Source organism: Streptomyces sp. NBC_00306, assembly GCF_036169555.1.
GTDB lineage: Bacteria > Actinomycetota > Actinomycetes > Streptomycetales > Streptomycetaceae > Streptomyces > Streptomyces achmelvichensis.
In genome coordinates this window covers 2,069,625-2,095,437 of record NZ_CP108032.1, presented here as the reverse complement: position 1 = coordinate 2,095,437, position 25,813 = coordinate 2,069,625, and the positions used below count along the sequence as shown (strand labels likewise).

General features: G+C 71.3%; 25 protein-coding genes. 17 read left to right on the top strand and 8 right to left on the bottom strand.

What is annotated here, in order from left to right:
• Positions 1-122: 122 nt before the first annotated feature.
• The gene (locus tag OHA05_RS09400) at positions 123-1,154 is read left to right on the top strand and encodes a C40 family peptidase (RefSeq protein WP_328860291.1); all 1,032 of its coding nucleotides are present in this window, start codon (positions 123-125) and stop codon (positions 1,152-1,154) included.
• A gap of 199 nt (positions 1,155-1,353) precedes the next feature.
• Positions 1,354-2,544 carry a hypothetical protein gene (locus OHA05_RS09395; RefSeq protein ID WP_313949038.1) on the top strand — a complete coding sequence of 397 codons (1,191 nt, stop codon included), beginning with the start codon at positions 1,354-1,356 and terminating at the stop codon, positions 2,542-2,544.
• A gap of 22 nt (positions 2,545-2,566) precedes the next feature.
• On the opposite strand, the gene OHA05_RS09390 is transcribed toward OHA05_RS09395, so the two are convergent.
• The gene (locus OHA05_RS09390) at positions 2,567-3,811 is read right to left on the bottom strand and encodes a glycosyltransferase 87 family protein (RefSeq protein WP_328863358.1); all 1,245 of its coding nucleotides are present in this window, start codon (positions 3,809-3,811) and stop codon (positions 2,567-2,569) included.
• A 97-nt stretch (positions 3,812-3,908) separates the two neighbouring features.
• Between OHA05_RS09390 and OHA05_RS09385 the strand changes: the two genes are divergently transcribed.
• Positions 3,909-5,051 carry a glycosyltransferase family 4 protein gene (locus OHA05_RS09385; protein ID WP_328860290.1) on the top strand — a complete coding sequence of 381 codons (1,143 nt, stop codon included), beginning with the start codon at positions 3,909-3,911 and terminating at the stop codon, positions 5,049-5,051.
• A 300-nt stretch (positions 5,052-5,351) separates the two neighbouring features.
• Here the strand turns inward: OHA05_RS09385 and OHA05_RS09380 are convergent, their stop codons facing one another.
• Entirely contained in the window at positions 5,352-7,148 is a 1,797-nt protein-coding gene (locus OHA05_RS09380; protein ID WP_328860289.1) for an AMP-dependent synthetase/ligase, read from the bottom strand.
• A gap of 292 nt (positions 7,149-7,440) precedes the next feature.
• On the opposite strand from OHA05_RS09380, the gene OHA05_RS09375 reads away from it, so the two are divergent.
• The 6 genes from OHA05_RS09375 (at position 7,441) to OHA05_RS09350 (ending at position 12,385) form a co-directional block, all read left to right on the top strand.
• Complete coding sequence (locus tag OHA05_RS09375) at positions 7,441-8,208, top strand: metallophosphoesterase family protein (RefSeq protein ID WP_328863357.1); 768 nt, start codon at positions 7,441-7,443, stop codon at positions 8,206-8,208.
• 92 nt (positions 8,209-8,300) lie between these two features.
• Positions 8,301-8,750 carry an SRPBCC family protein gene (locus OHA05_RS09370; RefSeq protein ID WP_313946819.1) on the top strand — a complete coding sequence of 150 codons (450 nt, stop codon included), beginning with the start codon at positions 8,301-8,303 and terminating at the stop codon, positions 8,748-8,750.
• The gene (locus tag OHA05_RS09365; protein WP_328860288.1) at positions 8,750-9,961 is read left to right on the top strand and encodes an ArsA family ATPase; all 1,212 of its coding nucleotides are present in this window, start codon (positions 8,750-8,752) and stop codon (positions 9,959-9,961) included. The genes OHA05_RS09370 and OHA05_RS09365 overlap by 1 nt, the downstream gene beginning before the upstream one ends.
• Before the next feature lie 83 nt (positions 9,962-10,044).
• Positions 10,045-10,491, top strand: a complete 447-nt coding sequence (locus OHA05_RS09360) for a DUF5304 domain-containing protein (RefSeq protein WP_313946821.1) — start codon at positions 10,045-10,047, stop codon at positions 10,489-10,491.
• Positions 10,492-10,556: 65 nt separating this feature from the next.
• On the top strand, positions 10,557-11,498 hold the full coding sequence (locus OHA05_RS09355; protein WP_313946822.1) for an ROK family glucokinase: 942 nt from the start codon (positions 10,557-10,559) through the stop codon (positions 11,496-11,498).
• Between the two features lie 125 nt (positions 11,499-11,623).
• Positions 11,624-12,385 carry an endonuclease/exonuclease/phosphatase family protein gene (locus OHA05_RS09350; protein WP_328860287.1) on the top strand — a complete coding sequence of 254 codons (762 nt, stop codon included), beginning with the start codon at positions 11,624-11,626 and terminating at the stop codon, positions 12,383-12,385.
• 78 nt (positions 12,386-12,463) lie between these two features.
• Here the strand turns inward: OHA05_RS09350 and OHA05_RS09345 are convergent, their stop codons facing one another.
• Positions 12,464-13,036, bottom strand: a complete 573-nt coding sequence (locus OHA05_RS09345; protein WP_328860286.1) for a hypothetical protein — start codon at positions 13,034-13,036, stop codon at positions 12,464-12,466.
• Positions 13,029-13,808, bottom strand: a complete 780-nt coding sequence (locus tag OHA05_RS09340) for an alpha/beta hydrolase (protein WP_313946825.1) — start codon at positions 13,806-13,808, stop codon at positions 13,029-13,031. The genes OHA05_RS09345 and OHA05_RS09340 overlap by 8 nt, the downstream gene beginning before the upstream one ends.
• Positions 13,809-13,960: 152 nt before the next feature.
• Between OHA05_RS09340 and OHA05_RS09335 the strand changes: the two genes are divergently transcribed.
• The 5 genes from OHA05_RS09335 to OHA05_RS09315 all read left to right on the top strand — a co-directional run bounded on the left by OHA05_RS09335 (position 13,961) and on the right by OHA05_RS09315 (position 19,022).
• Positions 13,961-14,719: a lysophospholipid acyltransferase family protein gene (locus OHA05_RS09335; RefSeq protein WP_313946826.1), complete on the top strand. Its 759-nt coding sequence runs from the start codon at positions 13,961-13,963 to the stop codon at positions 14,717-14,719.
• 91 nt (positions 14,720-14,810) lie between these two features.
• Positions 14,811-16,019 carry a MacS family sensor histidine kinase gene (gene macS, locus OHA05_RS09330; RefSeq protein WP_328860285.1) on the top strand — a complete coding sequence of 403 codons (1,209 nt, stop codon included), beginning with the start codon at positions 14,811-14,813 and terminating at the stop codon, positions 16,017-16,019.
• Positions 16,016-16,702 carry a response regulator transcription factor gene (locus OHA05_RS09325; RefSeq protein WP_328860284.1) on the top strand — a complete coding sequence of 229 codons (687 nt, stop codon included), beginning with the start codon at positions 16,016-16,018 and terminating at the stop codon, positions 16,700-16,702. Before macS ends, OHA05_RS09325 begins: the two co-directional genes overlap by 4 nt.
• 169 nt (positions 16,703-16,871) lie before the next feature.
• Positions 16,872-17,900: a 6-phosphofructokinase gene (locus tag OHA05_RS09320; protein ID WP_313946829.1), complete on the top strand. Its 1,029-nt coding sequence runs from the start codon at positions 16,872-16,874 to the stop codon at positions 17,898-17,900.
• Between the two features lie 111 nt (positions 17,901-18,011).
• On the top strand, positions 18,012-19,022 hold the full coding sequence (locus tag OHA05_RS09315) for a 2-hydroxyacid dehydrogenase (protein ID WP_313946830.1): 1,011 nt from the start codon (positions 18,012-18,014) through the stop codon (positions 19,020-19,022).
• A gap of 220 nt (positions 19,023-19,242) precedes the next feature.
• Here the strand turns inward: OHA05_RS09315 and OHA05_RS09310 are convergent, their stop codons facing one another.
• Positions 19,243-20,283: a saccharopine dehydrogenase family protein gene (locus OHA05_RS09310; protein WP_328860283.1), complete on the bottom strand. Its 1,041-nt coding sequence runs from the start codon at positions 20,281-20,283 to the stop codon at positions 19,243-19,245.
• Between the two features lie 70 nt (positions 20,284-20,353).
• Here OHA05_RS09310 and OHA05_RS09305 point away from each other — a divergent pair, with 70 nt between their 5' ends.
• Positions 20,354-21,313 (top strand): helix-turn-helix domain-containing protein, encoded by a 960-nt coding sequence (locus tag OHA05_RS09305; protein ID WP_313946832.1) that lies wholly within the window; start codon positions 20,354-20,356, stop codon positions 21,311-21,313.
• A gap of 23 nt (positions 21,314-21,336) precedes the next feature.
• Here the strand turns inward: OHA05_RS09305 and OHA05_RS09300 are convergent, their stop codons facing one another.
• Both OHA05_RS09300 and OHA05_RS38220 read right to left on the bottom strand, forming a co-directional pair.
• Positions 21,337-23,202: an anthranilate synthase family protein gene (locus OHA05_RS09300; RefSeq protein WP_313946833.1), complete on the bottom strand. Its 1,866-nt coding sequence runs from the start codon at positions 23,200-23,202 to the stop codon at positions 21,337-21,339.
• Between the two features lie 97 nt (positions 23,203-23,299).
• Entirely contained in the window at positions 23,300-23,356 is a 57-nt protein-coding gene (locus OHA05_RS38220) for a trp operon leader peptide (RefSeq protein ID WP_352209957.1), read from the bottom strand.
• Positions 23,357-23,451: 95 nt separating this feature from the next.
• On the opposite strand from OHA05_RS38220, the gene OHA05_RS09295 reads away from it, so the two are divergent.
• Positions 23,452-24,804, top strand: a complete 1,353-nt coding sequence (locus OHA05_RS09295; protein WP_328860282.1) for a class II 3-deoxy-7-phosphoheptulonate synthase — start codon at positions 23,452-23,454, stop codon at positions 24,802-24,804.
• 133 nt (positions 24,805-24,937) lie between these two features.
• A complete protein-coding gene (locus OHA05_RS09290) occupies positions 24,938-25,183 on the top strand; it encodes a (2Fe-2S)-binding protein (RefSeq protein ID WP_313946835.1) in 246 nt (81 codons plus the stop codon).
• A 64-nt stretch (positions 25,184-25,247) separates the two neighbouring features.
• Here OHA05_RS09290 and bfr read toward each other — a convergent pair whose 3' ends face one another.
• The gene (gene bfr / locus OHA05_RS09285) at positions 25,248-25,727 is read right to left on the bottom strand and encodes a bacterioferritin (RefSeq protein ID WP_313946836.1); all 480 of its coding nucleotides are present in this window, start codon (positions 25,725-25,727) and stop codon (positions 25,248-25,250) included.
• Between the last annotated feature and the right edge of the window lie 86 nt (positions 25,728-25,813).

Sequence of the window (25,813 nt, the reverse complement as noted above, 5' to 3'; positions counted from 1 at the left end):
GTCTCCGGTGGGGCGTCACTGTCTGTGCACGATACGGTCGTTGGCCGCTGCGTGATCGCCCGGCTACTGTCTGCCGCGCACCATCCCTCGTGCACCTCGTCCAGCGGAAGGGAGCGCGGTTCGTGGCGTCCCATCGACGGTCCTCACAGCCCGGTCTCACTCACAGCGCCCGGGTCACCGTACTGTCCGCCGCGGCGGCAACGGCCGCTGCGGCGCTCGGGGCCGCACCGGCGGCCGTCGCCGATCCCGGCGACGGGCCGGACTCCTCGCGCGCCACGGTCGACCGGCTCTTCGAGGAGGCCGAGAAGGCCACCGAGCAGTTCAACAAGGCCGGTGAGAAGGCCGACCGGCTGCGCGAGGACGTGGGCCACGCGCAGGACAGCGTCGCCCGGGGCCAGGAGCGCATCAACCGGATGCGTGGCGCGCTCGGTTCGGTCGCGGGGGCGCAGTACCGCTCCGGCGGCATGGACCCGGCGCTCGAACTGCTCCTCTCCGGGAACCCCGACACCTATCTGGAGAAGGCCGCGACGCTGGACCGCATCAGCGAGCGTCAGGCCACCGCCCTGCGGGAGCTCCAGCAGGCCCAGCGAAGACTCGGCCAGGAGCGTGCGGAAGCCGCTCGCGACCTCGTCGAACTGGAGCGCAGCCAGGCGGCCGTCGCTCGTCACAAGCGCACCGTCGAACGCAAACTGGGAGAGGCCCGGCGCCTGCTCAACTCGCTGTCCTCCGAGGACCGCGCCGACTTCGACCGCGCCTCCCGCTCGGGACGCGGCACACTGCCCGAGCTCTCCGGCCTCGCCCCCTCCTCGGCCCGGGCCGCCGCCGCGGTGATGGCCGCCCGCAACGCGGTGGGCCGCCCCTACGTCTGGGGTGCCAACGGGCCCTCGGGATTCGACTGTTCGGGGCTCACCCAGTGGTCGTACGCCCAGGCCGGCGTCGGACTGCCGCGCACCTCGCAGGCGCAGCGCTACGCCGGCCGCCAGGTCTCCCTCTCCGAGGCCCGCCCCGGTGACCTGGTGGCGTACCGCAGCGACGCCAGCCACATCGCGATGTACATGGGCAACGGGCAGGTGGTGCACGCGCCCTATCCCGGCGCCCCGGTGCGCTACGACCCGGTCGGCATGATGCCCGTCTCGTCGGTCACCCGCGTCTGAGCCCGGTCCCGCTCCGGGCCCCGGCCGGCCGTCCGGGCCCGGTCCGGCGTCCGGGGCGGCCGCGTCCGCGGCGACTTCGCGGGTGGGCCGGCTCCTCGCCGGGGCGCGGACCGCGTCCTGGCCCGTCCGCTTCCGCTCCGCGTTCCGTACGATCGACAGGGTGGCAGGTCACGGGCGCGTCGGGCGCCGGGCGATACGGATGGCGGCGGGGCTCGGCCTCGCCGTCGCTCTGCTGACCTCCGGCTGCGCCGGTCCCGGGGCGTCCGACAGCACCGTCCGGGAGATCCAGCGCACCCTCGACGGCCGCGCCGCCGCCGTCCTCGGGCACGACGAGAACGCCTATCTCGGTGCGCTGGACACCGAGGCGAGCGCCCTCCGGGCCGACGAGCTCAGACAGTTCCGCAACATGGCGGACATCCCCTTCGGCTCCTGGGAGTACCGGCTCGGGGACGTTCGCCGCGACGGCTCCACCGCGGTCGCCGACGCCGAACTCCGCTACCGCATCGCCGGATACGACACCGCGCCCGTCACCGCCGCCCGCACTGTCGAATTCACCCGGCGCGACGGCCGCTGGTATCTGAAGGCCGACCGCCCTGCCGGGAAGAGTGCCCAGCAGCTCTGGCAGCAGGGCGACGTGCATGTCGTACGCGGCAGCCGCAGCCTGGTGCTCGCGGTCGACAAGGACACCGTCCGGCAGAAGGCGCTCGCGGCGACCGCCGACCGTGCGGTGCCCGCCGTCACGGGCACCTGGCCGTCCCCGTGGGCCCGGCGCGTCGTCGTCCTCGTGCCGTCCTCGCTGGAGGCCATGGGTGACCTGCTGGGCGCGCCCGCGGCCGGCTACCGCGGCATCGCGGCCGTCACCACGGGCGAGACCGGGGTGTCCGGCAAGGCCCCCGCGGACCGGGTGATCGTCAACCCCGAGGCGTACGGGGTGCTCGGTGACTTCGGGCAGACCGTCGTGCTCACGCACGAGACGACGCACGTGGCGACCCGTGCGTACACCTCGAAGGCCACTCCCATGTGGCTCTCCGAGGGCTTCGCGGACTGGGTCGCCTACCGCGGCACCTCCCGCACGGACGGACAGACCGCGCCCGAACTCCAGCGCGCGGTCCGCGGTGGCGAGACCCCGGCCGCCCTGCCGGACGACAAGGACTTCGCCTTCGGCGGGGACGCGGATGTGCTGGCGCGGGCGTACGAGAGCGGCTGGATGGCGTGCGAGCTGATCGCCGAGAGATGGGGCGAGGGGAAGCTGACCGCCTTCTACCGTGCGGTGGGGGAGAAGGAGCACCGGGCGAGCGCGGTCGAGAAGGCGATGCAGGACGTGCTGGGGACCTCGCCGGAGGAGTTCACGGTGACATGGCGGGGCTATCTGCGGGAGCGCCTGGGCTGACGGCGGCTCCCTCCGGGGCGCCTCAGGAGGAGAGCAGCTCCTTGTCGGGCGCGGGCCGCAGCGGCGGGCTCCCGTGGCTGCCGGGCTCGTGGACCGTGTGCCGCCACAGCCGTACGCAGGCGGTCACCGTCGCCGCGACAAGCAGACCGTTGCGCACCGCCAGCAGCAGCACGCCCAGCGGGTCGCTCTCCACCACCAGCGCGAAGTAGACGGGGAACTCCAGCACCGTCATCGCGCACGCGGCCAGCACCAGCCAGGCGGGCAGGGTCATGCGGCAGGCCCGGAAGGTGAGGCAGACCGCGGCCAGTCCGACCAGCCAGATCATGTACTGCGGGCTGATCACCCGGCTGGTGGTGGTGAACAGCAGCACGGCCGTGAACGCCGCGTCGCACACGGTGGAGGGGCCGAACTCCCGCGCCCGCAGCCGCCACAGCACCAGCCAGCCGAGCGCTCCCGCACCGAGGACCATCGCGAGCGTGGAGACGAGCGGGACGTAGGGGCCGAGGAACTCCACGGACCCGTAGTTCAGCGCCACCCGGCCGTCCCAGCCGACGTGCCGCGCCCCGTGGAAGACGAGCGCCCCCAGCGACTCGATCTCGGTGCCCCGGTCGCGCTGGGAGGTGAGAAAGGCCAGGGCGCCGGGCATCGCCGCGACGAAGAGCAGGGTGAGGCCGGCCGCCGTGGCCGCCGCGGCGGCCCAGGAACGGCGGGTCGCACGTCCGCGCGGCAGCCCCAGCAGCAACAGGACCGGCCAGACCTTGAGCATGGCGCCCAGGCCCGCGAGCACCCCGAGCATGCGGGGCCGGCGGGCTCCCGCGACGAGCGCGGCCACGGCGACGGCGGTGACCATCAGGTCGTAGCGCGCGTACGCGGTCGGTCCGAGGAGTGCCACCCCGCCGACCCACATCCAGGCACCCCGCCGGGTCGCGCCCGGCCGTCCGCCGGCGTGGAGCAGCAGTGCGAGCACGACGGCGTCGCAGAGGGCGGCGAGAACGAAGAAGGCGGAGGCGTAGCCGAGGAGGGGCACCACGGCGGGGGAGAGGATCGCGAGCGCGGCGGCGGGCGGGTACTGCCAGGTGACGTCGTCCAGCGGGAAGGTGCCGCTGCTGAGCGTCTCGTACCAGCCCTGGTAGATCACCGAGACGTCGGTGGTGACGTCGGGGCCGGGGAACGTGACCACTTTGAAGACGCACAGCAGCAGCGCCGTCCTGGTGAGGATCCACACCGCGAGGGGGAGCCGGGTGCCGGCCGCGTCCGCCATGAGCATCTCGTCCCTGTTCGTACGGAAATGAGGGATGTTCATGATGCCGGGCGGGACCGTGCCGGAGCGACGAGGCAGGGCCGTTCGGTACTGTCGGCGGACGATGCACAAGACCTTGATCGTGACCAACGACTTCCCGCCCCGGCCCGGCGGTATCCAGGCCTTCCTGCACAACATGGCGCTGCGGCTGGACCCCGAACGGCTCGTCGTCTACGCCTCCACCTGGAAGCGCGGGCAGGAGGGCGCGGAGGCGACCGCGGCCTTCGACGCGGAGCAGCCCTTCACCGTCGTGCGGGACCGTACGACCATGCTGCTGCCGACCCCGCGGGTCACCCGGCGTGCGGTCGGACTCCTGCGGGAACACGGCTGCGAGTCCGTGTGGTTCGGGGCGGCGGCGCCGCTCGGGCTGATGGGTCCCGCCCTGCGCAGGGCGGGCGCGAAGCGGCTGGTGGCCACGACGCACGGGCACGAGGCCGGCTGGGCCCAGCTCCCCGCGTCCCGGCAACTGCTGCGGCGGATCGGTGAGGGCACCGACACCATCACGTATCTGGGCGAGTACACGCGCTCGCGCATCGCCGCCGCGCTCACGCCCGAGGCGGCGGGCCGCATGGTCCAACTGCCGCCGGGCGTCGACGAGAAGACCTTCCACCCCGGCTCCGGCGGCGAAACGGTCCGCGAACGGCTCGGGCTCACCGACCGGCCCGTGGTCGTCTGTGTCTCCCGGCTGGTGCCCCGCAAGGGCCAGGACACCCTGATCCTCGCGATGCCCGCGATCCTGGCGAAGGTGCCGGACGCGGTGCTGCTGATCGTGGGAGGCGGCCCGTACGAGAAGGACCTGCGCAAGCTCGCGCAGGACACCGGAGTCGCGGGATCGGTCCGCTTCACCGGCGCGGTGCCCTGGGCCGAACTGCCCGCCCACTACGGCGCCGGCGACGTCTTCGCGATGCCGTGCCGCACGCGCAGGGGCGGCCTGGACGTCGAGGGTCTCGGCATCGTGTACCTGGAGGCGTCGGCGACGGGCCTGCCGGTGGTGGCGGGCGACTCCGGCGGCGCCCCGGACGCGGTACTCGACGGCGAAACGGGCTGGGTGGTACGCGGCGGCTCGGCCGAGGACGCGGCCGACCGGATCGTGACGCTGCTGGAGGACCCGGAACTGCGGACGCGGATGGGGGAGCGGGGCAGGCGGTGGGTCGAGGAGAAGTGGCGCTGGGACCTGCTGGCGGAGAAGCTCAGAACGCTGCTGTAGCGGGGATGATGTTTCGCCCTTCCGCAGGGTGCGTGCGCGCTGATGTGCCTTGTCGCAGGGTTCTTCCGCGCTGACGCCCGGTCGCTGCGGGCGATGTCCGCGGGGGTGCGAGGTCGTGACTTGCCGCCGTGGGCGGTGACGGGACGGACCGGCTGGGTCTGTCCGGGGTGACGTCCGGTCGCTGCGGGCGTCCGTCCCCGCGGACGCGACGTCCCCGCAGGCCACGGCCTGCGGGGACGGAAGTTCGGCTGCCCGGGCCGCCGGACCGCCGGGGCCGGGGGCTGCCGCCCCCGTACAGCCTCAGCCGCGGTAGATCGCCTCGATCTCGTCCGCGAAGTCCTTCGCCACCACATTCCGCTTCAGCTTCAGCGACGGCGTGATGTGTCCCGCCTCTTCCGTGAACTGGGCGTTCAGGATGCGGAACTTGCGCACCGACTCCGCCTTGGAGACGGCCGCGTTGCCCTCGTCCACCGCCTGCTGGATCTCTGCCAGCAGCTCGGCGTCGTCGCGCAGCGAGGCAGCCGTCGAATCCACCGGCTTGCCGTGGTCCGAGGCCCAGCGGCCCAGGAATTCCTCGTCGATCGTGACCAGCGCGCCCACGAAGGGACGCCCGTCGCCGACCACCATGCACTCCGCGACCAGCGCGTGCGCGCGGATGCGGTCCTCGATGACCGCGGGAGCGACGTTCTTGCCGCCCGCGGTGACCAGGATCTCCTTCTTGCGGCCGGTGATCGCGAGGTAGCCGTCCTCGTCGAGCGTGCCGATGTCCCCCGTGTGGAACCAGCCGTCGGCCAGCGCCTCCGCGGTCGCCGACTCGTTCTGCCAGTAGCCCTGGAAGAGATGCTCTCCGTGCAGCAGCACCTCGCCGTCGTCCGCGATCCGCACCACCGAGCCCGGCAGCGGCTGTCCGACCGTGCCGATCTTCTGCCGGTCCCACGGGTTGAACGCCGTCGCCGCGCACGACTCGGTCAGGCCGTAGCCCTCCAGCACGGTGAAGCCGATACCGCGGAAGAAGTGTCCGAGCCGCTCGCCGAGGGGCGCGCCGCCGGAGACCGCGTATTCGCCGCGGCCGCCCAGCACCGCCCGCAGCTTGCTGAAGACGAGCCGGTCGAAGACCTTGTGCTTGAACTTCAGCCCGATCGAGGGGCCTTCGGAGGTGCCGAGCGCACGGCTGTAGGAGATCGCCGTCTGCGCCGCCTTGTCGAAGATCTTGCCCTTGCCGTCGGCCTGGGCCTTCGCGCGGGCGGAGTTGTAGACCTTCTCGAAGACCCGCGGTACACCGAGGATGAGCGTCGGCCGGAAGGAGGCCAGCTCGTCGGTGAGGTTCTTGATGTCCGGGACACAGCCGAGCTTGATCGGAGCCATCACGGCCGCGACCTCGACCATGCGCCCGAAGACGTGCGCGGCCGGGAGGAACAGCAGGACGGAGCTCTCGCCCGTACGGAACAGGGGCTTGAGGCGCTCCACGAGGTTGCCGCACTCCGCGAAGAAGCTGCGGTGGGTGAGCACACAGCCCTTGGGGCGGCCGGTGGTGCCCGAGGTGTAGACGATCGTCGCGGGGTCGTCCGCCTTGGCATGCGCGCTGCTCGCGTCGACGGCCTCGTCGGAGATCCCGGCACCCGCGGCGATCAGCGCGTCGACCGCGCCGGCCTCGATCTGCCAGACGTCACGCAGGCCCGGCAGCCGGTCCCGTACGGACTCGACGGCGGCCGCGTGGGCCTCGCTCTCCACGATCACCGCGACCGCGCCCGAGTCGCCGAGGATCCACTGGACCTGCTCGGCCGAACTCGTCTCGTACACCGGCACGGTGACCGCGCCCGCGCTCCAGATGGCGAAGTCCATCTGCACCCACTCGTAGCGGGTGCGGGACATCAGGGCGACCCGGTCGCCGGGCCGGACACCGGCGGCGATCAGGCCCTTGGCGGCGGCGCGCACCTCGTGGAGGAACTGGCGGGCGGTGACGTCCGCCCAGGCTCCCGCCACCTTTCTGCCCATCACCGCGACATCCGGATGCTGAGAGGCATTGCGGCGGATCAGATCCGTCAGGTTGCCGTCCGAAGGGACCTCGTACAGGGCCGGAAGGCTGAACTCGCGCAAGACTGCTGCTCCTCATCGGGCGCCGGCGCCACGGCTCTGTGTGATGCACCGGCTGCGGTCCAAGATCGGGCAGGTGCTCATTGGGGGGTGAGCACGACTGGACTGCCCGGACGTTACCCACCAGTACTCGGTTCCGGATAGGGGGTCCCGGCCAGATGTTCCCTGCGTCACACGTGTATGGCAGTGCTTCGCGCAGAGTAGTCCACCCCCGAGCGCGGTCGGAAGAACGGCTGGTCCCGCCCCCTCTACCCAGTCACGGCGGCGGCGTCCTAGGGTGATCGGCATGCGAGGTATGCGAGTCAATGTGGTCAGTGACGTGCACGGCAACGCCGCTGATCTCGCCACCGCGGGCGACGGCGCCGATGCCCTGATCTGCCTCGGTGACCTCGTCCTCTTCCTCGACTACGCCGACCACTCGCGCGGCATCTTCCCGGACCTGTTCGGCGCCGAGAACGCCCACCGGCTCGTCGAACTGCGCACGGCCCGGCGCTTCGACGAGGCCCGTGACCTGGGGCGGAGTCTGTGGGCCGAGCTCGCCACCGACCGCGAGAGCGCCATCGAGTCGGCCGTACGAAGCCAGTACGCCGAACTGTTCGCCGCCTTCCCCACCCCGACGTACGCCACCTACGGCAATGTCGATATGCCGACCCTCTGGCCGGAGTACGCGCACCCGGGTGTCTCCGTCCTCGACGGCGAACGCGTCGAGATCGGCGGCCTCGTCTTCGGTTTCGTCGGCGGCGGACTGCGCACCCCCATGCGCACGCCCTACGAGATCTCCGACGAGGAGTACGCGGCGAAGGTCGAGGCGCTCGGCGAGGTCGACGTCCTGTGCTCGCACATTCCGCCGGAGGTCCCCGAGCTGACCTACGACACGGTCGCCCGCCGTTTCGAGCGCGGCAGCCGGGCCCTGCTGGACGCGATCCACCGCACCCGGCCGCGCTACTCCCTGTTCGGTCACGTGCACCAGCCGCTCGTCCGGCGGATGCGCGTCGGCGCGACCGAGTGCGTGAACGTCGGGCACTTCGCCTCGACCGGCCGTCCCTGGACGCTGGAATGGTGAGCACGGGCCCTGGGATTCCGACCTGCTGAGGCGCGATAGCCTGCACACCACACCACCCCCGGTCCGTACCCGCACTTCGAGGAGCCGCAGCGATGGCGGAACACACCAGCTCGAGCATCACGATCGAGGCGGCGCCGGCCGATGTGATGGGGGTGATCTCGGACTTCGCCCGCTACCCCGAGTGGACCGGCGAGGTGAAGGAGGCGGAAGTCCTCGCCACCGACGGCAAGGGCCGCGCCGAGCAGGTCCGGCTGGTGCTGGACGCCGGTGCGATCAAGGACGACCACACGCTCGCGTACACCTGGAACGGCGACAACCAGGTCAGCTGGACGCTGGTGAAGTCCCAGATGCTGCGCGCCATCGACGGCTCGTACACGCTCGCCCCCGTCGGCGGCGGCGACCGCACCGAGGTCACCTACCAGCTGACCGTCGACGTCAAGATCCCCATGCTCGGCATGATCAAGCGCAAGGCCGAGAAGGTCATCATCGACCGCGCCCTGGCCGGTCTGAAGAAGCGCGTCGAGAGCGGACCCACCGCCTGATGCGTACGGTCCTCGTCACCGGCCTCGGCGGCGCGGGCCGTACGACCGTCGCCGCGGCGACCGCCCACGCGGCGGCGAAGCGCGGCGAGCTCGTGCTCTTCCTCTCCACCGGCCCCGGCGAGGTGCTCGGCACCCCGGTCACCGGCCGCCCCGATGCGCCCGCGGAGATCACGGACGGCCTCTGGGCCGGCCGTATCGACACCGGCGCCGACTTCCGGGCGGAATTCCTCTCGCTCCAGGAGCGCAGCGCGGCCGCGCTCGACCTGCTCGGCGCCGCACGGCTCGAAGAGGCGGAGCTCACCGAACTCCCCGGCAGCGAACAGTTCGCCCTCCTGCGGGCGCTGACCGTCGCCGCCTCCGGTGACTGGGACACGGTCGTCGTCGACCTGCCGCCGCTGCGCGAGACGATCGCCCTGCTGGCCCTGCCCGAGCAGCTGCGCCGCTATCTGCGCCGGCTGCTGCCGCAGGAACGCCAGGCCGCCCGCGCCCTGCGCCCGGTCCTCGCCCAGCTCGCGGGTGTCCCGATGCCCGCCCAGTGGCTGTACGCGACCGCCGCGCGCTGGGACGCCGAACTGGCCCTCGTCCAGAGCGTGATCGAGTCCGACGACACCGCCCTGCGTGTGGTCGCCGAACCGGGACCCGCGGCCGCCGCCGCCCTGCGGACCGCCCGCAGCGGACTCGCCCTGCACGGCCTGCGGGTCGAGGCCCTGCTGGCCAACCGGGTCCTGCCCCGGCACTCCGCCGACACCTGGCTCGCCTCCCTCGCGGCCCAGCAGGAGAAGTGCCTGCACGAGTGGTCGCAGGAGTGGCCGCCCGGCACCGCGCTCATCGAAGTTCCCCACGCGGGCCGCGACCCCCGCGGCCTCGCCGACCTCGCCCTGCTGGGCGACCTCTCCCTGCCGGACGGCGGCGGATCGCAGGACGGTGCCGACGCGGGCGCGGACCGCGGCAGCCCCGGGCAGCGCATCGAGGACCGCCGTACCGACGACGGAATCCTCGTCTGGACGCTGGACCTGCCGGGCGCTGTCAAGGGAGACGTCGGCCTGGTCCGCCGGGGGGATGAACTGCTGCTCACCGTCGGAACGTTCCGCAGGATCCTGCCGCTGCCGTCCGTACTGCGCCGCTGCACCGTGGCGGGCGCGGCCCTCGCGGACGGTGTGCTGAGGGTCCGCTTCGCGCCGGACCCGCAGCTGTGGCCGCGCGGGCACTGAACGGGCACCCGCCGTTCGGGTAACGTCGAGCGTACGAGAGCCCGCATCCGGTCAGCCGGTTCATGCCTGTGCAGGAGTACGCCATGAGTGATGCCACCGAGCGTCCCGCAGTCGATGCCGACGCCGACGCCTGGGCCGACGCGTGCGCGGAGGACCTCGAGGCGGAGAAGGCCCGACGCCGCGCCCACTACGGTCAGCCCACCGGGTCCGCCTCCGAGGAACTGCGCCGCCTCCTGGACGCCGTCGCCGACAAGGTGTCCGGGTTCCAGAGCTCGCTGCCCGGCATGGCCGCCCAGAGCGCCGTGCAGCAGCTGGTCGACCAGGCGAAGGCCGCGGTCGAGCCGGTGATCGAGCGCAACCCCCAGATCTTCGACCACCTCGCCGCCGCGGGCGGTGAGCTGCTGGCCGCCTACCGCTCCGCGGTCGAGGGTCACGAGCGCCGCTGGACCCAGGAGCCGCGCACGGCCAAGGACGCCGAGGACCCGCGTGACGACGGGCCCGGACCGAGTGAGCACATCGACCTGGACTGACCGGTCGGGCGCCCGCCCTCGGGTACGGTTGCCGTAGCGGGGCTCGACCGAAAACTGAGGGACACATGGGACTCACCATCGGCGTCGACATCGGCGGCACCAAGATCGCGGCGGGCGTGGTCGACGAAGAGGGCACTATTCTCGAGACGCACAAGGTGCCCACCCCGTCGACCCCCGAAGGCATCGTCGACGCGATCTCCTCAGCCGTCGCCGGAGCCGGCAAGGGGCACGACATCGAGGCCGTCGGCATCGGGGCGGCCGGTTACGTCGACGACAAGCGAGCCACCGTCCTCTTCGCGCCCAACATCCACTGGCGGCACGAGCCGCTGAAGGACAAGGTCGAGCAGCGCGTCGGCATGCCGGTGGTCGTCGAGAACGACGCGAACGCCGCGGCCTGGGGCGAGTACCGCTTCGGCGCCGGTCAGGGCCACGAGGACGTCATCTGCATCACCCTCGGCACCGGTCTCGGCGGCGGCATCATCATCGGCAACAAGCTGCGCCGCGGGCGCTTCGGTGTCGCCGCGGAATTCGGGCACATCAGGGTGGTGCCGGACGGTCTGCTGTGCGGCTGCGGCAGCCAGGGCTGCTGGGAGCAGTACGCCTCCGGCCGCGCGCTCGTGCGGTACGCCAAGCAGCGCGCCAACGCCACACCGGAGAACGCGGAGATCCTCCTCGGCCTCGGCGACGGCACCATCGAGGGCATCGAGGGCAAGCACATCAGCGCCGCCGCACGGCAGGGCGACGCGGTCGCGGTCGACTCCTTCCGCGAACTGGCCCGTTGGGCGGGCGCCGGCCTGGCCGACCTGGCCTCGCTGTTCGACCCCTCGGCGTTCATCGTCGGCGGTGGCGTCTCGGACGAGGGCGAGTTGGTCCTCGACCCGATCCGCAAGTCGTTCCGCCGCTGGCTCATCGGCGGCCAGTGGCGTCCGCACGCCCAGGTCCTCGCCGCCCAACTGGGCGGAAAGGCCGGCCTGGTGGGCGCGGCGGACCTGGCCCGACAGGGCTAGAACCGCCTCTTTCGCACCGCTGCTGATCGCGGGACGGGCCGGAGTGGCCGGCCGGTCCCGCGACAGCCGCGCACAGCTCGCGGCGGAGCCCGGGAACACCCCCCGCACCGTCGTATCGTGCTGGCATGGCGATCACCGCACTGCCCAACTCCCGCACCGAACCCGACGGTTCGGCCGTGATCCGGGTGCTCAGCTACAACATCCGCTCGCTGCGGGACGACGAGGAAGCGCTCGCCCGGGTGATCCGGGCCTGCGAACCCGACCTCGTGTTCGTCCAGGAGGCGCCGCGCTTCTTCCGCTGGCGCAAGCACGCCGCGCGGCTCGCGGCCAGGACCGATCTCGTGGTGCTCAGCGGTGGCGCGACCGCCGCGGGCCCGCTGCTGATGTGCTCACTGCGCGCGACCGTGGAGCGCACGGAGGACGTGCTGCTGCCGCTGACACCCGGACTGCACCGGCGGGGTTTCGCCACCGCGGTCGTACGGTTCGGCGGTGCCCGGGTCGGTCTGCTCAGCTGCCATCTGAGCCTGCAGACGGACGAGCGGCTGGCCCAGACCGGGATGCTGCTGGAGCGGCTCGCCGCCATGGACGTGCCGTACACGATCACGGCCGGTGACATCAACGAGCGGCCCACCGGGCGGAGCTTCACCCGGCTCGCCCGCGAGCTCCAGGACGCCTGGGCGGTCGCACCCTGGGGCGGTGAGTACACCTCGACGCCGGACCGTCCGCACCAGCGGATCGACGCGATCTTCGCCAGTGCGGGGATCGAGGTGCTCGGCTGCGGTGTGCCGCTGGACCTGCCCGGCATCACCGCTGCGGACCTGAGCGCGGCCACCGATCATCTGCCGGTGCTGGCCGCGCTCAGAATCCCGGCGGCGGGTCCCGCCTGACGGACGGGACCGGCCTGACGATCGCGTCCGTCAGACGGGACGACGACCTCGTACCGCGGATGCAAGGACCCGCACCGCTCAGACCACCGCTCCGCGGCCCGGGTCGTCCTCGTCCTCGTCGTCGCCGTGCGCCATGCGGGCCACCAGGGTGGCGAAGCCGCCCAGGAAACCGCCCACGCAGATCGTCGTCAGCCACCAGGTCATGTCCCACTGGAGCAGCACCGCGACCAGCATCAGCAGCGGTCCGCCGACCACCGCGAGCCAGGCGAACTTGGCGGTGACGTCCGCCTCGGGCAGCGGCGGCGGCTCCGGCGGCACGAAGTGGCCCTCGTCGCTCTCGTCGAGGTCGTCCTCCTTGGCCTCCGCGAGACCGTAGTCCCGGGGGCCTCCGACGCCGGGCGCGAAGGTGACCGAGCTGCCCAGCGCGGGCTGGTCCGCGTCCGCGTCCGGGTCGGGCTCCCGCTCGGCCTTGGCGGCCTTCGGCGTCTCGTTCACCTCGCTCTCCAGCAGAGCGAGGTCGTCGACCGACTTGAACGGCTTGGCGCCCGGCGGGTCCACCGGCTCGTCGCCGTACCCCGCCACGATGGCGGCCCACGCCGCTTCCTCGTCGATCGGCTGCGGCTCGCGGTCCGCGTCGTGCTGCTCAGCCACCGGTGGTGCTCCCTTTCTTCCCGACACTCGGAGCGAGCCGGCCGATGAACGCGTAACTCTCCTCGAAAATCCGCTCCGCATCGTGGTCCAACGTCGCCACGTGGTAGCTCTGTTCCAGCAGGATCTCCTGAACATCGGTCGAGGAGACCCGGCTGAGGATCCTGGCCGAGTCCATCGGCGGCACGACATGGTCCTGCGGGCTGTGCAGCAGCACCATCGGCTGCGTCACCTGCGGCAGCTCACCGTCGACCAGCCGGAAGAACCGGCGCAGGGAGTGCGCGGCGTGCAGCGGCACCCGGTCGTACCCGACCTCGTCCATGCCTTCCTTGGCGATGTCGTTCGTCAGGCCCTTCGTCGTGCGCACCAGGTGGCGGGCGACCGGCAGGGCGTAGGCGGAGAGGCCGTGCACCTTGTTCGCCGGGTTCACCACGACGACACCGCTGATCGCGTCACCGTGCTTGGCGGCGAGCCGCAGGGTGAGCGCGCCGCCCATGGAGAGCCCCATGACGAAGACATGGCTGCACCGGCCGGCGAGCTCACGCAGCTCGCGGTCCACCTCCGCGTACCAGTCCTGCCAGCCGGTGAGCTGCATGTCCTGCCAGCGGGTGCCGTGTCCGGGGAGCAGCGGCAGCGACACGGTCAGCCCGCGCTCCGCCAGGAACTCGGCCCAGGGGCGCAGCGACTGGGGGGAGCCGGTGAATCCGTGACAGAGAAGAACGCCGACCTCTCCGCCCTCGTGGCGGTACGGCTCGGCTCCGGGAAGCACCGGCACCGGGGTCTCCTGTTCTGTGCATGAAGCTCGAAGGGTGTACCTCACCGTACGCGACCGGACCGACACCGACCAGGCCCGTAGGCCCGCCGACGCGGGGATCCGAGGCCTGCGTCGGGTTAAGGTCTGTTCGACAGCAACAGGAGGAATTCGAGTTGATCTACGGCGCCATGAAGTTCTCCATCGGAGGGTCGCTGAAGCTTGCCTTCCGGCCCTGGGTGGAGGGCCTCGAGAACATTCCCGTCGACGGCCCGGCGATCCTCGCGAGCAACCATCTGTCCTTCTCGGACTCCTTCTTCCTGCCGACGATGCTCGACCGCAAGGTCACCTTCATCGCCAAGGCCGAGTACTTCACCTCGCCCGGGGTCAAGGGCAAGCTGACCGCCGCCTTCTTCAAGGGTGTCGGCCAGCTCCCGGTCGACCGCTCGGGCGCGCGGGGCGCCGGCGAGGCGGCGATCAAGGCCGGTCTCGACGTCCTGGAGGCCGGTGGCCTGTTCGGCATCTACCCGGAGGGCACCCGCTCCCCGGACGGCAGGCTCTACCGCGGCAAGCCGGGCGGTCTCGCCCGGGTGGCGCTCGCCAGCGGTGCGCCGGTCATCCCGGTGGCCATGATCGACACCGAGAAGATCCAGCCGCCCGGCAAAGTGGTCCCCAAGCTGATGCGCCCGGGGATCAGGATCGGCGAACCGCTCGACTTCAGCCGCTACCGCGGCATGGAGAGCGACCGCTTCATCCTGCGCTCCCTGACCGACGAGGTCATGTACGAGATCATGAAGCTGTCCGGCCAGGAGTACGTCGACATCTACGCCACCGCCGCCAAGCGGCAGATCGCGGACGCGGAGAAGGCGGCGAAGGCGGCGGCGAAGGCGAAGGCCGATCAGCAGGCGGAGACGACGGACCGGTCGGCGGCCTAGTGCCGTTCCCGGCAAGCTTTGCCCTGTCGCGCAAACATTGCCGGTCGAGGCACTGACGAGCATCGTCCGGACCGGACAGGGGTGGGGGGACATGGTCAAGCGCGAACGCGTCGTGCGGATGTCGGTGGAGCTGCCGCTGTGGCGTGCGCTCGCCGGCTATCGCGTACTGACGATGATCTACGCGGTGCTGCTGCTCGTCTTCATACCCGACAAGTTCGAGCGCCCGTGGGTGGCGATCGTGTTCCTGACGGTGATGGGCGTCTGGACGCTGGCCACGCTGCCCCAGGTCTCCAGCGCCGCCCGCTGCACCAAGCCCTTCCTCGTCGCCGACCTCACTGTCGCGCTCACCGGCATCCTGCTGACACCGCTCGCCGACACCCACGCGCAGCAGATCGACGGACCCACGCTGCCGTCGATATGGACCGCCGGTTCCGTCCTCGCCTTCGCCATCAAGGGCGGCTGGCGATGGGCCGCCGTCGCGTCCTCCTTCGTCGCCGTCGCCAACATCATCGAGCGGGGCGAGCCCAGCCGGGACACCTTCCACAACGTCCTGCTGGTCTGGATCGCCTCCATCGCCATCGGATACGTCGTCGAGGTCGCCCGGGCCTCGGAACGCACCCTCGCCCGCGCGCTGGAGATCGAGGCAGCGACGCGGGAACGAGAACGTCTCGCCCGCGACATCCACGACAGCGTGCTCCAGGTGCTGGCCATGGTGCAGCGGCGCGGCGCCGCCATCGGCGGTGAGGCCGCGGACCTCGGACGGATGGCGGGGGAGCAGGAAGTCGCCCTGCGGACGCTGGTCTCCAGCGGTCTGGTGCCGGCGACCCGCGCCTCCGAGGACGCCTCTCTCGGCGCCGTCGTGCGCACCGTCGAGGACGACGAACCGGACAGCCCGCCCGACGAGTACGATCTGCGGTCTTTGCTCGCCCGGCACGCCGGATCGCGGGTCACGCTCTCCGAGCCTGGCGCTCCGGTGCTGCTGCCGGCGGCCTCCGCCACCGAACTCGCCGCCGCTGTCGGTGCCGCCCTGGACAATGTCCGGCAGCACGCCGGTCAGGACGCCCGGACCTGGATCCTCGTCGAGGACTGGCCGGACGAGGTCGTCGTGACGGTCCGGGACGACGGCCCGGGCATTCCGGAGGGCCGTCTCGCCCAGGCGGAGGGCGAGGGCCGGCTCGGAGTCGCCCTCTCCATCCGCGGGCGGCTGCGGGACCTGGGCGGCACGGCCGAGCTGATCTCGGTCCCGGGCCAGGGCACAGAAGTCGAACTGAAGATTCCACGGGGGAAGGCACACCCATGACGGACCAGCAGACGGACCAGCAGACGATCAAGGTGATGGTCGTCGACGACCACCCGATGTGGCGGGACGCGGTCGCCCGCGATCTGACCGCCGCCGGATTCGAGGTGGTGGCGACGGCGGGCGACGGCCCCCAGGCGGTCCGCCGCGCCCACGCGGCCGGCCCCGACGTCCTGGTCCTCGACCTCAACCTTCCCGGTATGCCGGGTGTCCAGGTGTGCAAGGAGCTCGTCGGCGCCCGCCCCGGGCTGCGGGTCCTGGTGCTGTCGGCGAGCGGGGAGCACGCGGACGTCCTGGAGGCGGTGAAGTCCGGTGCGACCGGCTATCTCCTCAAGTCGGCCAGTACCGAGGAGCTCACCGACGCGGTGCGGCGCACGGCCGTCGGCGACCCGGTCTTCACGCCGGGACTCGCGGGCCTCGTGCTCGGCGAGTACCGCAGGCTCGCCTCCGAACCCGTTCCCGCTTCCGGCGGCGACGAGCCGAAGGCTCCGCAACTGACCGACCGCGAGACCGAGGTGCTGCGCCTGGTCGCCAAGGGGCTGTCGTACAAGCAGATCGCCGAGCGGCTCGTCATCTCCCACCGCACCGTGCAGAACCATGTGCAGAACACGCTCGGCAAGCTTCAGCTGCACAACCGCGTCGAGTTGGTGCGCTACGCGATCGAGCGAGGGCTCGACGACGCCTGACGCGGACGTACCGCCGCCGGGGCGACCCTCGTACGAGTGAAACCAGACGAGGGTCGCGGCTCAAACACCGCATCCCGTACAGGAATTGACCTTCCCTCCCATCCCGCAGTGACCTGGATCACCATTAGCGTGACGGTCATAGGGCTCATCAGGCGAAGGGAAGTTTTCCATGCGCGTCGGAGTACTGACCGGGGGCGGCGACTGCCCCGGCCTCAATGCGGTCATCCGTGGCATCGTCCGCAAGGGCGTTCAGGAGTACGCGTACGAGTTCGTGGGCTACCGCGACGGATGGCGCGGGCCGCTGGAAGGTGACACGGTCCCGCTCGCCATCCCGGCCGTGCGCGGCATCCTGCCCCGCGGCGGCACCATCCTCGGCTCTTCGCGCACCAACCCCCTCAAGGCGGAGAACGGCATCCGCCGTATCAAGGAGAACCTCGCCAAGGCGGAGGTCGACGCACTGATCGCGATCGGCGGCGAGGACACCCTCGGCGTCGCCGCCCGGCTGCACGACGAGTACGGCATCAAGTGCGTCGGCGTACCCAAGACCATCGACAACGACCTGTCCGCCACCGACTACACCTTCGGTTTCGACACCGCCGTCGGCATCGCCACCGAGGCGATCGACCGGCTCCACACCACCGCCGAGTCGCACATGCGGGTCCTGGTCGTCGAGGTGATGGGCCGGCACGCCGGCTGGATCGCCCTGCACTCGGGCCTGGCGGGCGGGGCCAACGTCATTCTCATCCCGGAACAGCGCTTCGACGTCGACCAGGTCTGCACCTGGGTGACCTCGCGTTTCAAGGCCAGTTACGCCCCCATCGTGGTGGTCGCCGAAGGCGCCATGCCCAAGGACGGCGACGCGGTGCTCAAGGACGGTTCGCTCGACTCCTTCGGGCATGTCCGGCTCTCCGGTGTCGGTGAGTGGCTGGCCAAGGAGATCGAGAGGCGTACCGGCAAGGAGGCCCGCACCACGGTCCTCGGCCACGTCCAGCGCGGCGGCACCCCGAGCGCCTTCGACCGCTGGCTGGCCACCCGCTTCGGGCTGCACGCCATCGAGGCCGTGCGGGACGGTGACTTCGGCAAGATGGTCGCGCTCCAGGGCACGGACATCGTGCGGGTGCCGATCGCGGAGGCCACCGCCAAGCTGAAGACGGTCGACCCCAAGCTCTACGAGGAGGTCGGCGTCTTCTTCGGCTGACGGTCCGGCCCGTACCTCGATCCTCCGCGCAGACCGGCACGGCTGGGCTGTGGGCCGTATATTCGCCATATCCGGCCCATAGCTCCTATGTCACGCGTTCCGGGAGAGTCCGTGGAGATCCTTGCCTTCGGTGTGCAGGCCGACGAGAAGCCACTCCTGGAGAAGGCCTTCGCGGGACACCACGACATCCACTGTCTCGACGTCTTCCTCACCGAGGACACCGCGCCCATCGCGGCCGGCCACGAGGCGATCTCCACCAGCGTCAACGCGATTCTCGACGCCCGTGTGCTCCGGCTGCTGGCGGCGGGCGGCACCTCGATGATCGCCCAGCGCTCCACCGGCTTCAACAACATCGACCTCGATGTGGCCGAGGAGCTCGGCCTCACCGTGGCCCGGGTCTCCTCCTACTCGCCGTACTCCGTCGCGGAGTTCGCCTGGACGCTGGCCATGGCCGTCAACCGGCGCATCGTGCGCGCCTCGGGCCGCACCCGCGAATTCGACTTCCGTCTCGACGGGTTGATGGGCCGCGATCTGCGCGGCCGTACGGCAGGAGTGCTCGGCACCGGGAAGATCGGCGAGGCGTTCACCAGGATCGCCCACGGCTTCGGCATGAACCTCCTCGGCTGGGACATCGCCGAGAACCCCGCCTGCGTCGAGCTCGGCATGCGGTACGTCGACAAGGACGAACTGCTGGCCGCGTCCGACCTGATCAGCCTCCATCTGCCGCTGCTGCCCGCGACCCAGCACCTCATCGGCCGGGACGCGCTGCGGGCGATGAAGGACGACGCGATCCTGGTCAACACCAGCCGCGGCGGACTCGTCGACACGGACGCACTCGTCACGGAGCTGCGCAAGGGCCGGTTCACGGGCGTGGGACTCGACGTGTACGAGGCGGAGGCCGGGCTCTTCTTCCTCGACAAGTCCCTGGAGCCGCTCCAGGACGACACCCTGGCGCGGCTGGTCACCTTCCCGCATGTGCTGGTCACCTCGCACCAGGCCTACTACACCGAGGACGCCGTCGGCCAGATCGTCGAGGCGACGGTGCGGAACGTCGACGACTACGCGGCGGGGCGGCGCAACGAGAACGTCCTGGTCCCCGCCGCGCCGCCCGGCACGACCTGAGGGCTGTCCCGCGATCCCCGGCGGGCGCACGACGACAGCCACGGCACTCCTCCGTAGCCCTTCGGGCACGGGAGGTGCCCCCACGCCGCGTTGTCGGATCGCCCGCATACGACCGGTACGAGGACGACCTCCCCCAGCCTCCGGCGGGGGTGCCCCCACCGCCTGGCGATGCACCGCATCCGACGCGGCACGCCGATCCACCGGCGATGACGGGACAGCCCTAGCCCGGCTGCTCCACCTGGTCAGGTGCGCCGAAGACCAGATGCGCGGGTTCGAGTGCTCGCAGGAAGTCCGCCGCGTCGAAGAGTCCCCCCGCGGCGGCCACCCCGGTCCGGTCGACCCGGCCGTCCATGATCCGCGTCGCGGCCTCGACGACCAGGGGGGCGCTCACCGCGTAGATGTCCCGGCCGGACGCCGTCGCTCTGCGGGCGGCGCCGCCCCGGCGTGCCACCACGTCGACGACGAAGGTCTGTGCCGAGCGCCCGTCGGAGTCCACGGCCGTGGGCGGGGGCGTCGCGGGGTCGCTCAGATCGCGCAAGGGCGCCTCGTTGATGCAGACCCGGATCTCCGGTACCTGCAGATGGCGGGAGATGGTGACCTGGTCGGCCGTGGAGAGCTCGACGACCTGCTGGACGCCCAGGGGCTCCGGGAACCGCCAGGAGTACGAGCGGGGCGGGTCCTCGGGCGCGGTGAGGCGGCCACCGGTGAAGGCCAGCTTCCGCCCGGCGTTGCTCCGTGCGGTCCTGCGTGTCCCCTCCGTCGGCCACCAGCTGTCGAGGGCGATCGCGACCGTGATCTCGTCGGCGTCCGGCCAGTCGCCGATCGCCGCACCGGCCAGCAGGTCGCCCAGCCCGCCGTAGAACGCCATCGCCGGGAGGACCACCACCCCCGCCTCGCGGGCCCGCCGGTCCCGCAGCCGGAACGCCTCCAGGATCGCGGCCTGTTCCGCGGCCACGTCCAGGTACGGGATGCCCGCGCGCAGGGCCGCGTCGATGACGGGGAGCATGGTGACGGCGAACGGGCCCGCGCAGTTGATGACCGCATCCGCGCCCGTCAGCGCGCGGTCCAGCGACGACGGGTCGTCGAGGGACACGACCCGGGTCACGGTCCCCGGACGGCCCTTGGCGGCGGCGGCCAGCCTGGCGGCGTCCCGGCCGACGAGGAGAGGGGTGACGCCGCGTCGGCTCAGTTCCGCTACGACGAAGGCGGCGGTGTGTCCGTAGGCCCCGACGACCGCGACCGTCCGGTGATGTGTGGTCATGCGGCCATGGTCACGGGCCCGGACGCCGACCACGAGTGGCCGAAACGACGAGATGCGTACACTTTCGGACATGAGATCCGTGGCGCTGGCGCTCTACGACGGAGCCATGCTGTTCGAGGCCGCCGCTGCCTGCGAGGTGTTCGGCGTCGACCGCGAACTCACCGACGCCTGGTACGACTTCCGCGTCTGCGGGCCCACGGAGGCGTCGCTGGGCAGCTGGCTGAAGCTCGACACACCGTACGACTACGACGCCCTCGCGGATGCGGACACCGTCATCGTGCCCGCGTGCGGCGACGTCGAGGCCGACCCGCCGGCCGACCTCGTGGACGCCGTGCGCGCCGCCCATGAGCGGGGTGCCCGGCTGGTGTCCCTGTGCACCGGGGCGTTCGTGCTGGCCGCAGCCGGCGTACTGGACGGCCGCCGCGCCACCACGCACTGGGAGCACACCGCCGCGCTCGCGGCCCGCTATCCCCGTATCGAGGTCGACCCGGACGTCCTCTACATCGACGACCGGACCGTGCTGACCTCGGCCGGCAAGGCCGCCGGCATGGATCTGTGCCTGCACATCGTCACCGCCGACCACGGCGCCGCCGTCGCCAACGCGCTGGCACGCCGGCTGGTGGTCCCGGCCCGCCGGGCCGGCGGTCAGGCGCAGTTCGTGGCGGTGCCGGCGGTCGCCGACACCGGCCACGCGTTCGCGGACCTGCTGCACTGGGTGAGCGGGCGGCTGGACGAGCCGTTGACCGTGCCCGACCTGGCCCGTCAGGCGAACATGAGCACCCGGAACCTGACCCGCCGCTTCACCGCCGCCACCGGCACCACTCCCTTGCGCTGGCTGCACACCCAGCGCATCCACCGGGCCCAGGAACTCCTGGAGACGACCGACGACAGCATCGAACTCATCGCCGCTCGCACCGGGATGGGCACCGCGGCCACCTTGCGCCGGCACTTCCATCGCGCCCTCGGGGTGCCGCCGGACATCTACCGGCGCACCTTCCGCACCCACCGCACGGCCACCCCGGCGACCTGACTCCCGTCCTCCCCCGGACGGGACTAGCCCACCAGCACGCCCGCGATCATCGTCGCCGTCAGCGCCGCGCCGTCCATCGTGAGCACCGACTCCGGGTGGAACTGGAGGCCCGCGAAGCCCGGCCCGCGCATCGCGTGCACATCGCCGCTCACCTCGTCCCGGCTCAGCTCGACGCGGTGCATCGCCAGCTCGGCCGCGGTCCGCTCGTCGCACCGTGCGGTGAAGCTGTTGTAGAAGCCCACAGTCTCCTCCCGCCCGAAGAAGTCGATCCGCTCCTGCGCCCCCTGGTGCGGCGCGTCCTTCCTGACGATCTCCAGCCCCAGTTCCGCCGCCATCAGCTCATGGCCCAGGCACACGCCCAGCAGGCCGTGGCGGTGATCGCGCAGCAGATCGGCTGTGAGCGACCGCAGGAAGCGCATCTTCGGATCGGTGGCGTCCGACGGATCGCCGGGACCGGGGCCGAGCACCACCGGGCCCGGGTAACGCAGTGCCGTCTCCCGGAGGCCGGGCTCGTCGTACCGGCGCACCGTCACGGTGAGACCCGTCGAGCGCAGCAGATGCGCCAGCATCGCGGTGAAGGTGTCCTCCGCGTCGATCACCAGCGCGTGGCCGGTCAGATCGGCGCTGCGCTCCTGCATCCGCAGCCAGAACGGCGCGAGGTCGGCCCGGCGGGCGTCCAGCGCGGCGCGCACCCGGGGGTCGTCGGCGAGCCGGGGCCGCTCGGTGTCCTCCGGGGGCCGGCCCGGTCGTACCCCCAGCGCGGCCAGCACACCGGCTGCCTTCGCATGGGTCTCGGCGACCTCGCCCTCCGGGTCGGAGTGCCGCACCAGGGTCGCCCCCACCGGCACCCGCAGCGCTCCCCGGGAGTCGATGTCGGCCGTGCGGATCAGGATGGGGGAGTCGAGCGTCTGCGCACCGCCCGCGTCCGTACCGATCAGGGCCAGCGCGCCCGCGTAGTAGCCGCGGCCGCCCACCTCGTGCCGCTCGATGACCCGGCACGCGTTCTGTACGGGGGACCCGGTGACGGTCGCCGCGAACATCGTCTCCCGCAGCACCTCCCGCACATCGAGCGAGGACCGACCGCGCAACTCGTACTCCGTGTGCGCGAGATGGGCCATCTCCTTGAGCCGCGGCCCGACGACCACACCGCCCATGTCCCCGACCGTGCACATCATCTTCAGCTCCTCGTCCACGACCATGGAGAGCTCCTCGCGCTCCTTGCGGTCGTCCAGGAACCGGAGCAGGCCCTCGGGGGTCGGACCCTCGGGGGGATAGCGGAAGGTGCCGCTGATCGGATTCATCACGACCGTCCCGCCGCTCATCCGCACATGCACCTCGGGGCTGGCGCCGACCAGGGTGCGCTCGCCGGTGTGCACCACGAAGGTCCAGTACGCCCCGCGCTCGCCGGCCAGCAGCCGCCGGAACAGCGCCAGCGCGTCGGCCCGGCCGAAGCCCGGGATGCTGCCGGTGTAGGTGCGGCGGATGACGAAGTTCGCTCCCTCACCGCTGCCGATCTCCTCCTCGACGACCCGCCGGACGATGTCCGCGTACGCCGTGTCGTCCACGTCGAAGGAACCCCCCTCCACCCGGACCGGGTGCGCGGGAAGTCTCTCCAGCGCCTCGGAGAGCGGCATCTCCGTGTACTCGTCGGCGACCAGCACACTCAGCGGCGTGCCGTCGTCGCGCACGTCGAAGCCGCGCTCCCGGATCTGCCGGAACGGCACGAGAGCGAGCGAGGGGCGGTCGGTGACGGGGATGTCGGCGAGCGCCTGCGCCTCGTGCACCGAGCCGGTCAGTACCTCGACGGTGTCGTGGTCGCGGCCGGGGGTGCGCCTGCGGAGCAGGGCGAAGGGAGGGCAGTCGTCGTCCAGCAGTCGGGCGAGGGGCATCCGGTGTTCCTTCCGAGTGGGAGGAACGGCCGATTCCCGGAAACACCGAAGGCCGCCCCTCGGGCGGCCTTCGCGATTCCTACTCGCACGCGATCAGTCAGTGGGCCGCCGGATGTGCGGTCCACCACCAGTTCTGGATCGAGTGCGTCAGCATGTCCGGAACCCTACCGCATGAGAAATGCTGGACTTCTCGTCTCATTTGCTGGGCGGACGGAAACGGCCCGGCGGCAACCCCGTACTGTGGGCGGTGTGACCGTGAACGCTAAAACCACCCCCGCCGGTGGCCACACCTGGCGAGACCTGCCCGCGGCGCAGCAGCCCGAGTACCCCGATGCCGAGGCTCTGCGCGATGTGATCGCGGACCTCGAGTCGTATCCGCCGCTCGTCTTCGCGGGCGAGTGCGACCAGCTGCGCGCCCGGATGGGAGCCGTCGCCAAGGGCGAGGCGTTCCTGCTCCAGGGCGGCGACTGCGCCGAGGCCTTCGACGCCGTGTCCGCCGACCACATCCGTAACAAGCTGAAGACGCTCCTCCAGATGGGAGCGGTGCTCACCTACGCGGCCTCCGTGCCGGTGGTGAAGGTCGGCCGCATCGCCGGCCAGTACTCCAAGCCGCGTTCCAAGCCGACCGAGACCCGCGACGGCGTGACGCTCCCCACCTACCGGGGCGACTCCGTCAACGGCTTCGAGTTCACCGAAGCGGCCCGTATCCCGGACCCCGAGCGCCTGAAGCGGATGTACAACGCGTCCGCGGCGACGCTGAACCTGGTGCGCGCCTTCACCACCGGTGGTTACGCGGATCTGCGCCAGGTGCACGCCTGGAACCAGGACTTCGTGAAGTCGTCCCCGTCGGGTCAGCGTTACGAGCAGCTCGCGCGGGAGATCGACAACGCGCTGAACTTCATGGAGGCCTGTGGCACCGACCCGGCGGAGTTCCGCACGGTCGAGTTCTACTCCTCCCACGAGGCGCTGCTGCTCGACTACGAGGGCGCGCTGACCCGCACCGACTCGCGGACCGGCCGGCTCTACAACACCTCCGGGCACATGGTCTGGATCGGTGAGCGCACCCGGCAGCTGGACGGCGCGCACGTCGAGTTCGCCTCGCGCATCCGCAACCCCATCGGTGTGAAGCTCGGCCCGACGACCACGGTCGACGACGCCCTGCAGTACATCGACAAGCTCGACCCGGAGCGCGAGCCCGGCCGGCTGACCTTCGTCGTCCGCATGGGCGCCGACAAGGTCCGCGACAAGCTCCCCGAGCTGGTCGAGAAGGTCACCGCGTCCGGTGCCACGGTTGCCTGGGTGACCGATCCGATGCACGGCAACACCTTCGAGGCGGCGTCCGGCCACAAGACCCGGCGCTTCGACGACGTGCTCGACGAGGTCAAGGGCTTCTTCGAGGTCCACAAGGCCCTGGGCACGCACCCGGGCGGCATCCACGTCGAGCTCACCGGTGACGACGTCACCGAGTGCGTGGGCGGCGGCGACGAGATCTTCGTCGACGATCTGCACCAGCGCTACGAGACGGCCTGCGACCCGCGACTCAACCGCAGCCAGTCCCTGGACCTGGCGTTCCTGGTCGCGGAGATGTACCGCGACCAGTGATCTTGTGCGTACGGCTGTGGGGCGCGGATCCATGTGATCCGCGCCCCACAGCGCTTTTCCAGGCTGGCCACGGCGGGTAAGGTTAGGTTAGCCTCACCGAGCAATCGGAGGCAGACGACCGACAGGCCTGGAGGTGAACCGCGTGTACGTATGCTCATGCTTCGGCGTCACCGAGAAGCAGGTCAAGGAGCACGCGGACGCGGGTGCCTGCACCCCTCGTCAGATCGCCTCCGCCTCCAAGGCGGGCACCGACTGCGGCTCGTGCGTGCGGACGATCCAGTCGATCCTCGGCAGGGGTACGTGCCCGCGGCGTGAGCTGCTGGAGCAGGGCAAGCCTGCTCTCACGGCCGGCCTCGCGGAGCTGGACGAAGCCGCCTAGCCTTGCCGCCTTTCCGGGGCGCGCGGAGCCCGCGAGGGCCCTGGACCGCGGCCCTCGGCGTACGTCAGCTGTCGGGCTGCTCGATCAGCTGCGCGATGTAGAGCGGCTCACCGAGCTTCTCGATCAGATCCAGCTGCGTGTCGAGATAGTCGATGTGGTGCTCCTCGTCCTCGAGGATCGACTCGAAGATGTTCGCGGACGTGACATCACCCTTGGCGCGCATGATGTCGATACCGCGCCGGAGACGGTCGATCGCCTCCACCTCGACCTGCCGGTCCGCCTGGAACATCTCGGTGACCGTCTGGCCGATGCGCACGTGGAACAGGCGCTGGTAGTTCGGAAGTCCGTCGAGGAAGAGAATCCGGTCGGTGAGCACTTCCGCGTGCTTCATCTCGTCGAACGACTCCGACCGGGTGTACTTGGCAAGCTTCGTCCAGCCGAAGTTCTCCTGCATCTTCGCGTGCAGGAAGTACTGGTTGATCGCGGTCAATTCGGCGGTCAGCTGCTCATTGAGGAACTCGATGACCTCGGGGTCGCCCTGCATCGCAGAGGCTCCTTCCGCGCTTGGTACCGGGGCAAGTGGCCGCATCCTTCCATCGCGTCCGTGAGCCCGTCCAGTAAGTGCCTCCT

What these genes read in the sequence shown, in the direction of transcription:
- OHA05_RS09300 (WP_313946833.1), bottom strand. Translation starts at nt 23,202, where the DNA reads ATGCCCCTCGCCCGACTGCTGGACGACGACTGCCCTCCCTTCGCCCTG.
- OHA05_RS09320 (WP_313946829.1), top strand. Translation starts at nt 16,872, where the DNA reads ATGCGCGTCGGAGTACTGACCGGGGGCGGCGACTGCCCCGGCCTCAAT.
- OHA05_RS09385 (WP_328860290.1), top strand. Translation starts at nt 3,909, where the DNA reads ATGCACAAGACCTTGATCGTGACCAACGACTTCCCGCCCCGGCCCGGC.
- OHA05_RS09395 (WP_313949038.1), top strand. Translation starts at nt 1,354, where the DNA reads ATGGCGGCGGGGCTCGGCCTCGCCGTCGCTCTGCTGACCTCCGGCTGC.
- bfr (WP_313946836.1), bottom strand. Translation starts at nt 25,727, where the DNA reads ATGCAGGGCGACCCCGAGGTCATCGAGTTCCTCAATGAGCAGCTGACC.
- OHA05_RS09370 (WP_313946819.1), top strand. Translation starts at nt 8,301, where the DNA reads ATGGCGGAACACACCAGCTCGAGCATCACGATCGAGGCGGCGCCGGCC.
- OHA05_RS09360 (WP_313946821.1), top strand. Translation starts at nt 10,045, where the DNA reads ATGAGTGATGCCACCGAGCGTCCCGCAGTCGATGCCGACGCCGACGCC.
- OHA05_RS09325 (WP_328860284.1), top strand. Translation starts at nt 16,016, where the DNA reads ATGACGGACCAGCAGACGGACCAGCAGACGATCAAGGTGATGGTCGTC.
- OHA05_RS09375 (WP_328863357.1), top strand. Translation starts at nt 7,441, where the DNA reads ATGCGAGTCAATGTGGTCAGTGACGTGCACGGCAACGCCGCTGATCTC.
- OHA05_RS09350 (WP_328860287.1), top strand. Translation starts at nt 11,624, where the DNA reads ATGGCGATCACCGCACTGCCCAACTCCCGCACCGAACCCGACGGTTCG.
- OHA05_RS09355 (WP_313946822.1), top strand. Translation starts at nt 10,557, where the DNA reads ATGGGACTCACCATCGGCGTCGACATCGGCGGCACCAAGATCGCGGCG.
- OHA05_RS09390 (WP_328863358.1), bottom strand. Translation starts at nt 3,811, where the DNA reads ATGCTCATGGCGGACGCGGCCGGCACCCGGCTCCCCCTCGCGGTGTGG.
- OHA05_RS09310 (WP_328860283.1), bottom strand. Translation starts at nt 20,283, where the DNA reads ATGACCACACATCACCGGACGGTCGCGGTCGTCGGGGCCTACGGACAC.
- macS (WP_328860285.1), top strand. Translation starts at nt 14,811, where the DNA reads ATGGTCAAGCGCGAACGCGTCGTGCGGATGTCGGTGGAGCTGCCGCTG.
- OHA05_RS09365 (WP_328860288.1), top strand. Translation starts at nt 8,750, where the DNA reads ATGCGTACGGTCCTCGTCACCGGCCTCGGCGGCGCGGGCCGTACGACC.
- OHA05_RS09305 (WP_313946832.1), top strand. Translation starts at nt 20,354, where the DNA reads ATGAGATCCGTGGCGCTGGCGCTCTACGACGGAGCCATGCTGTTCGAG.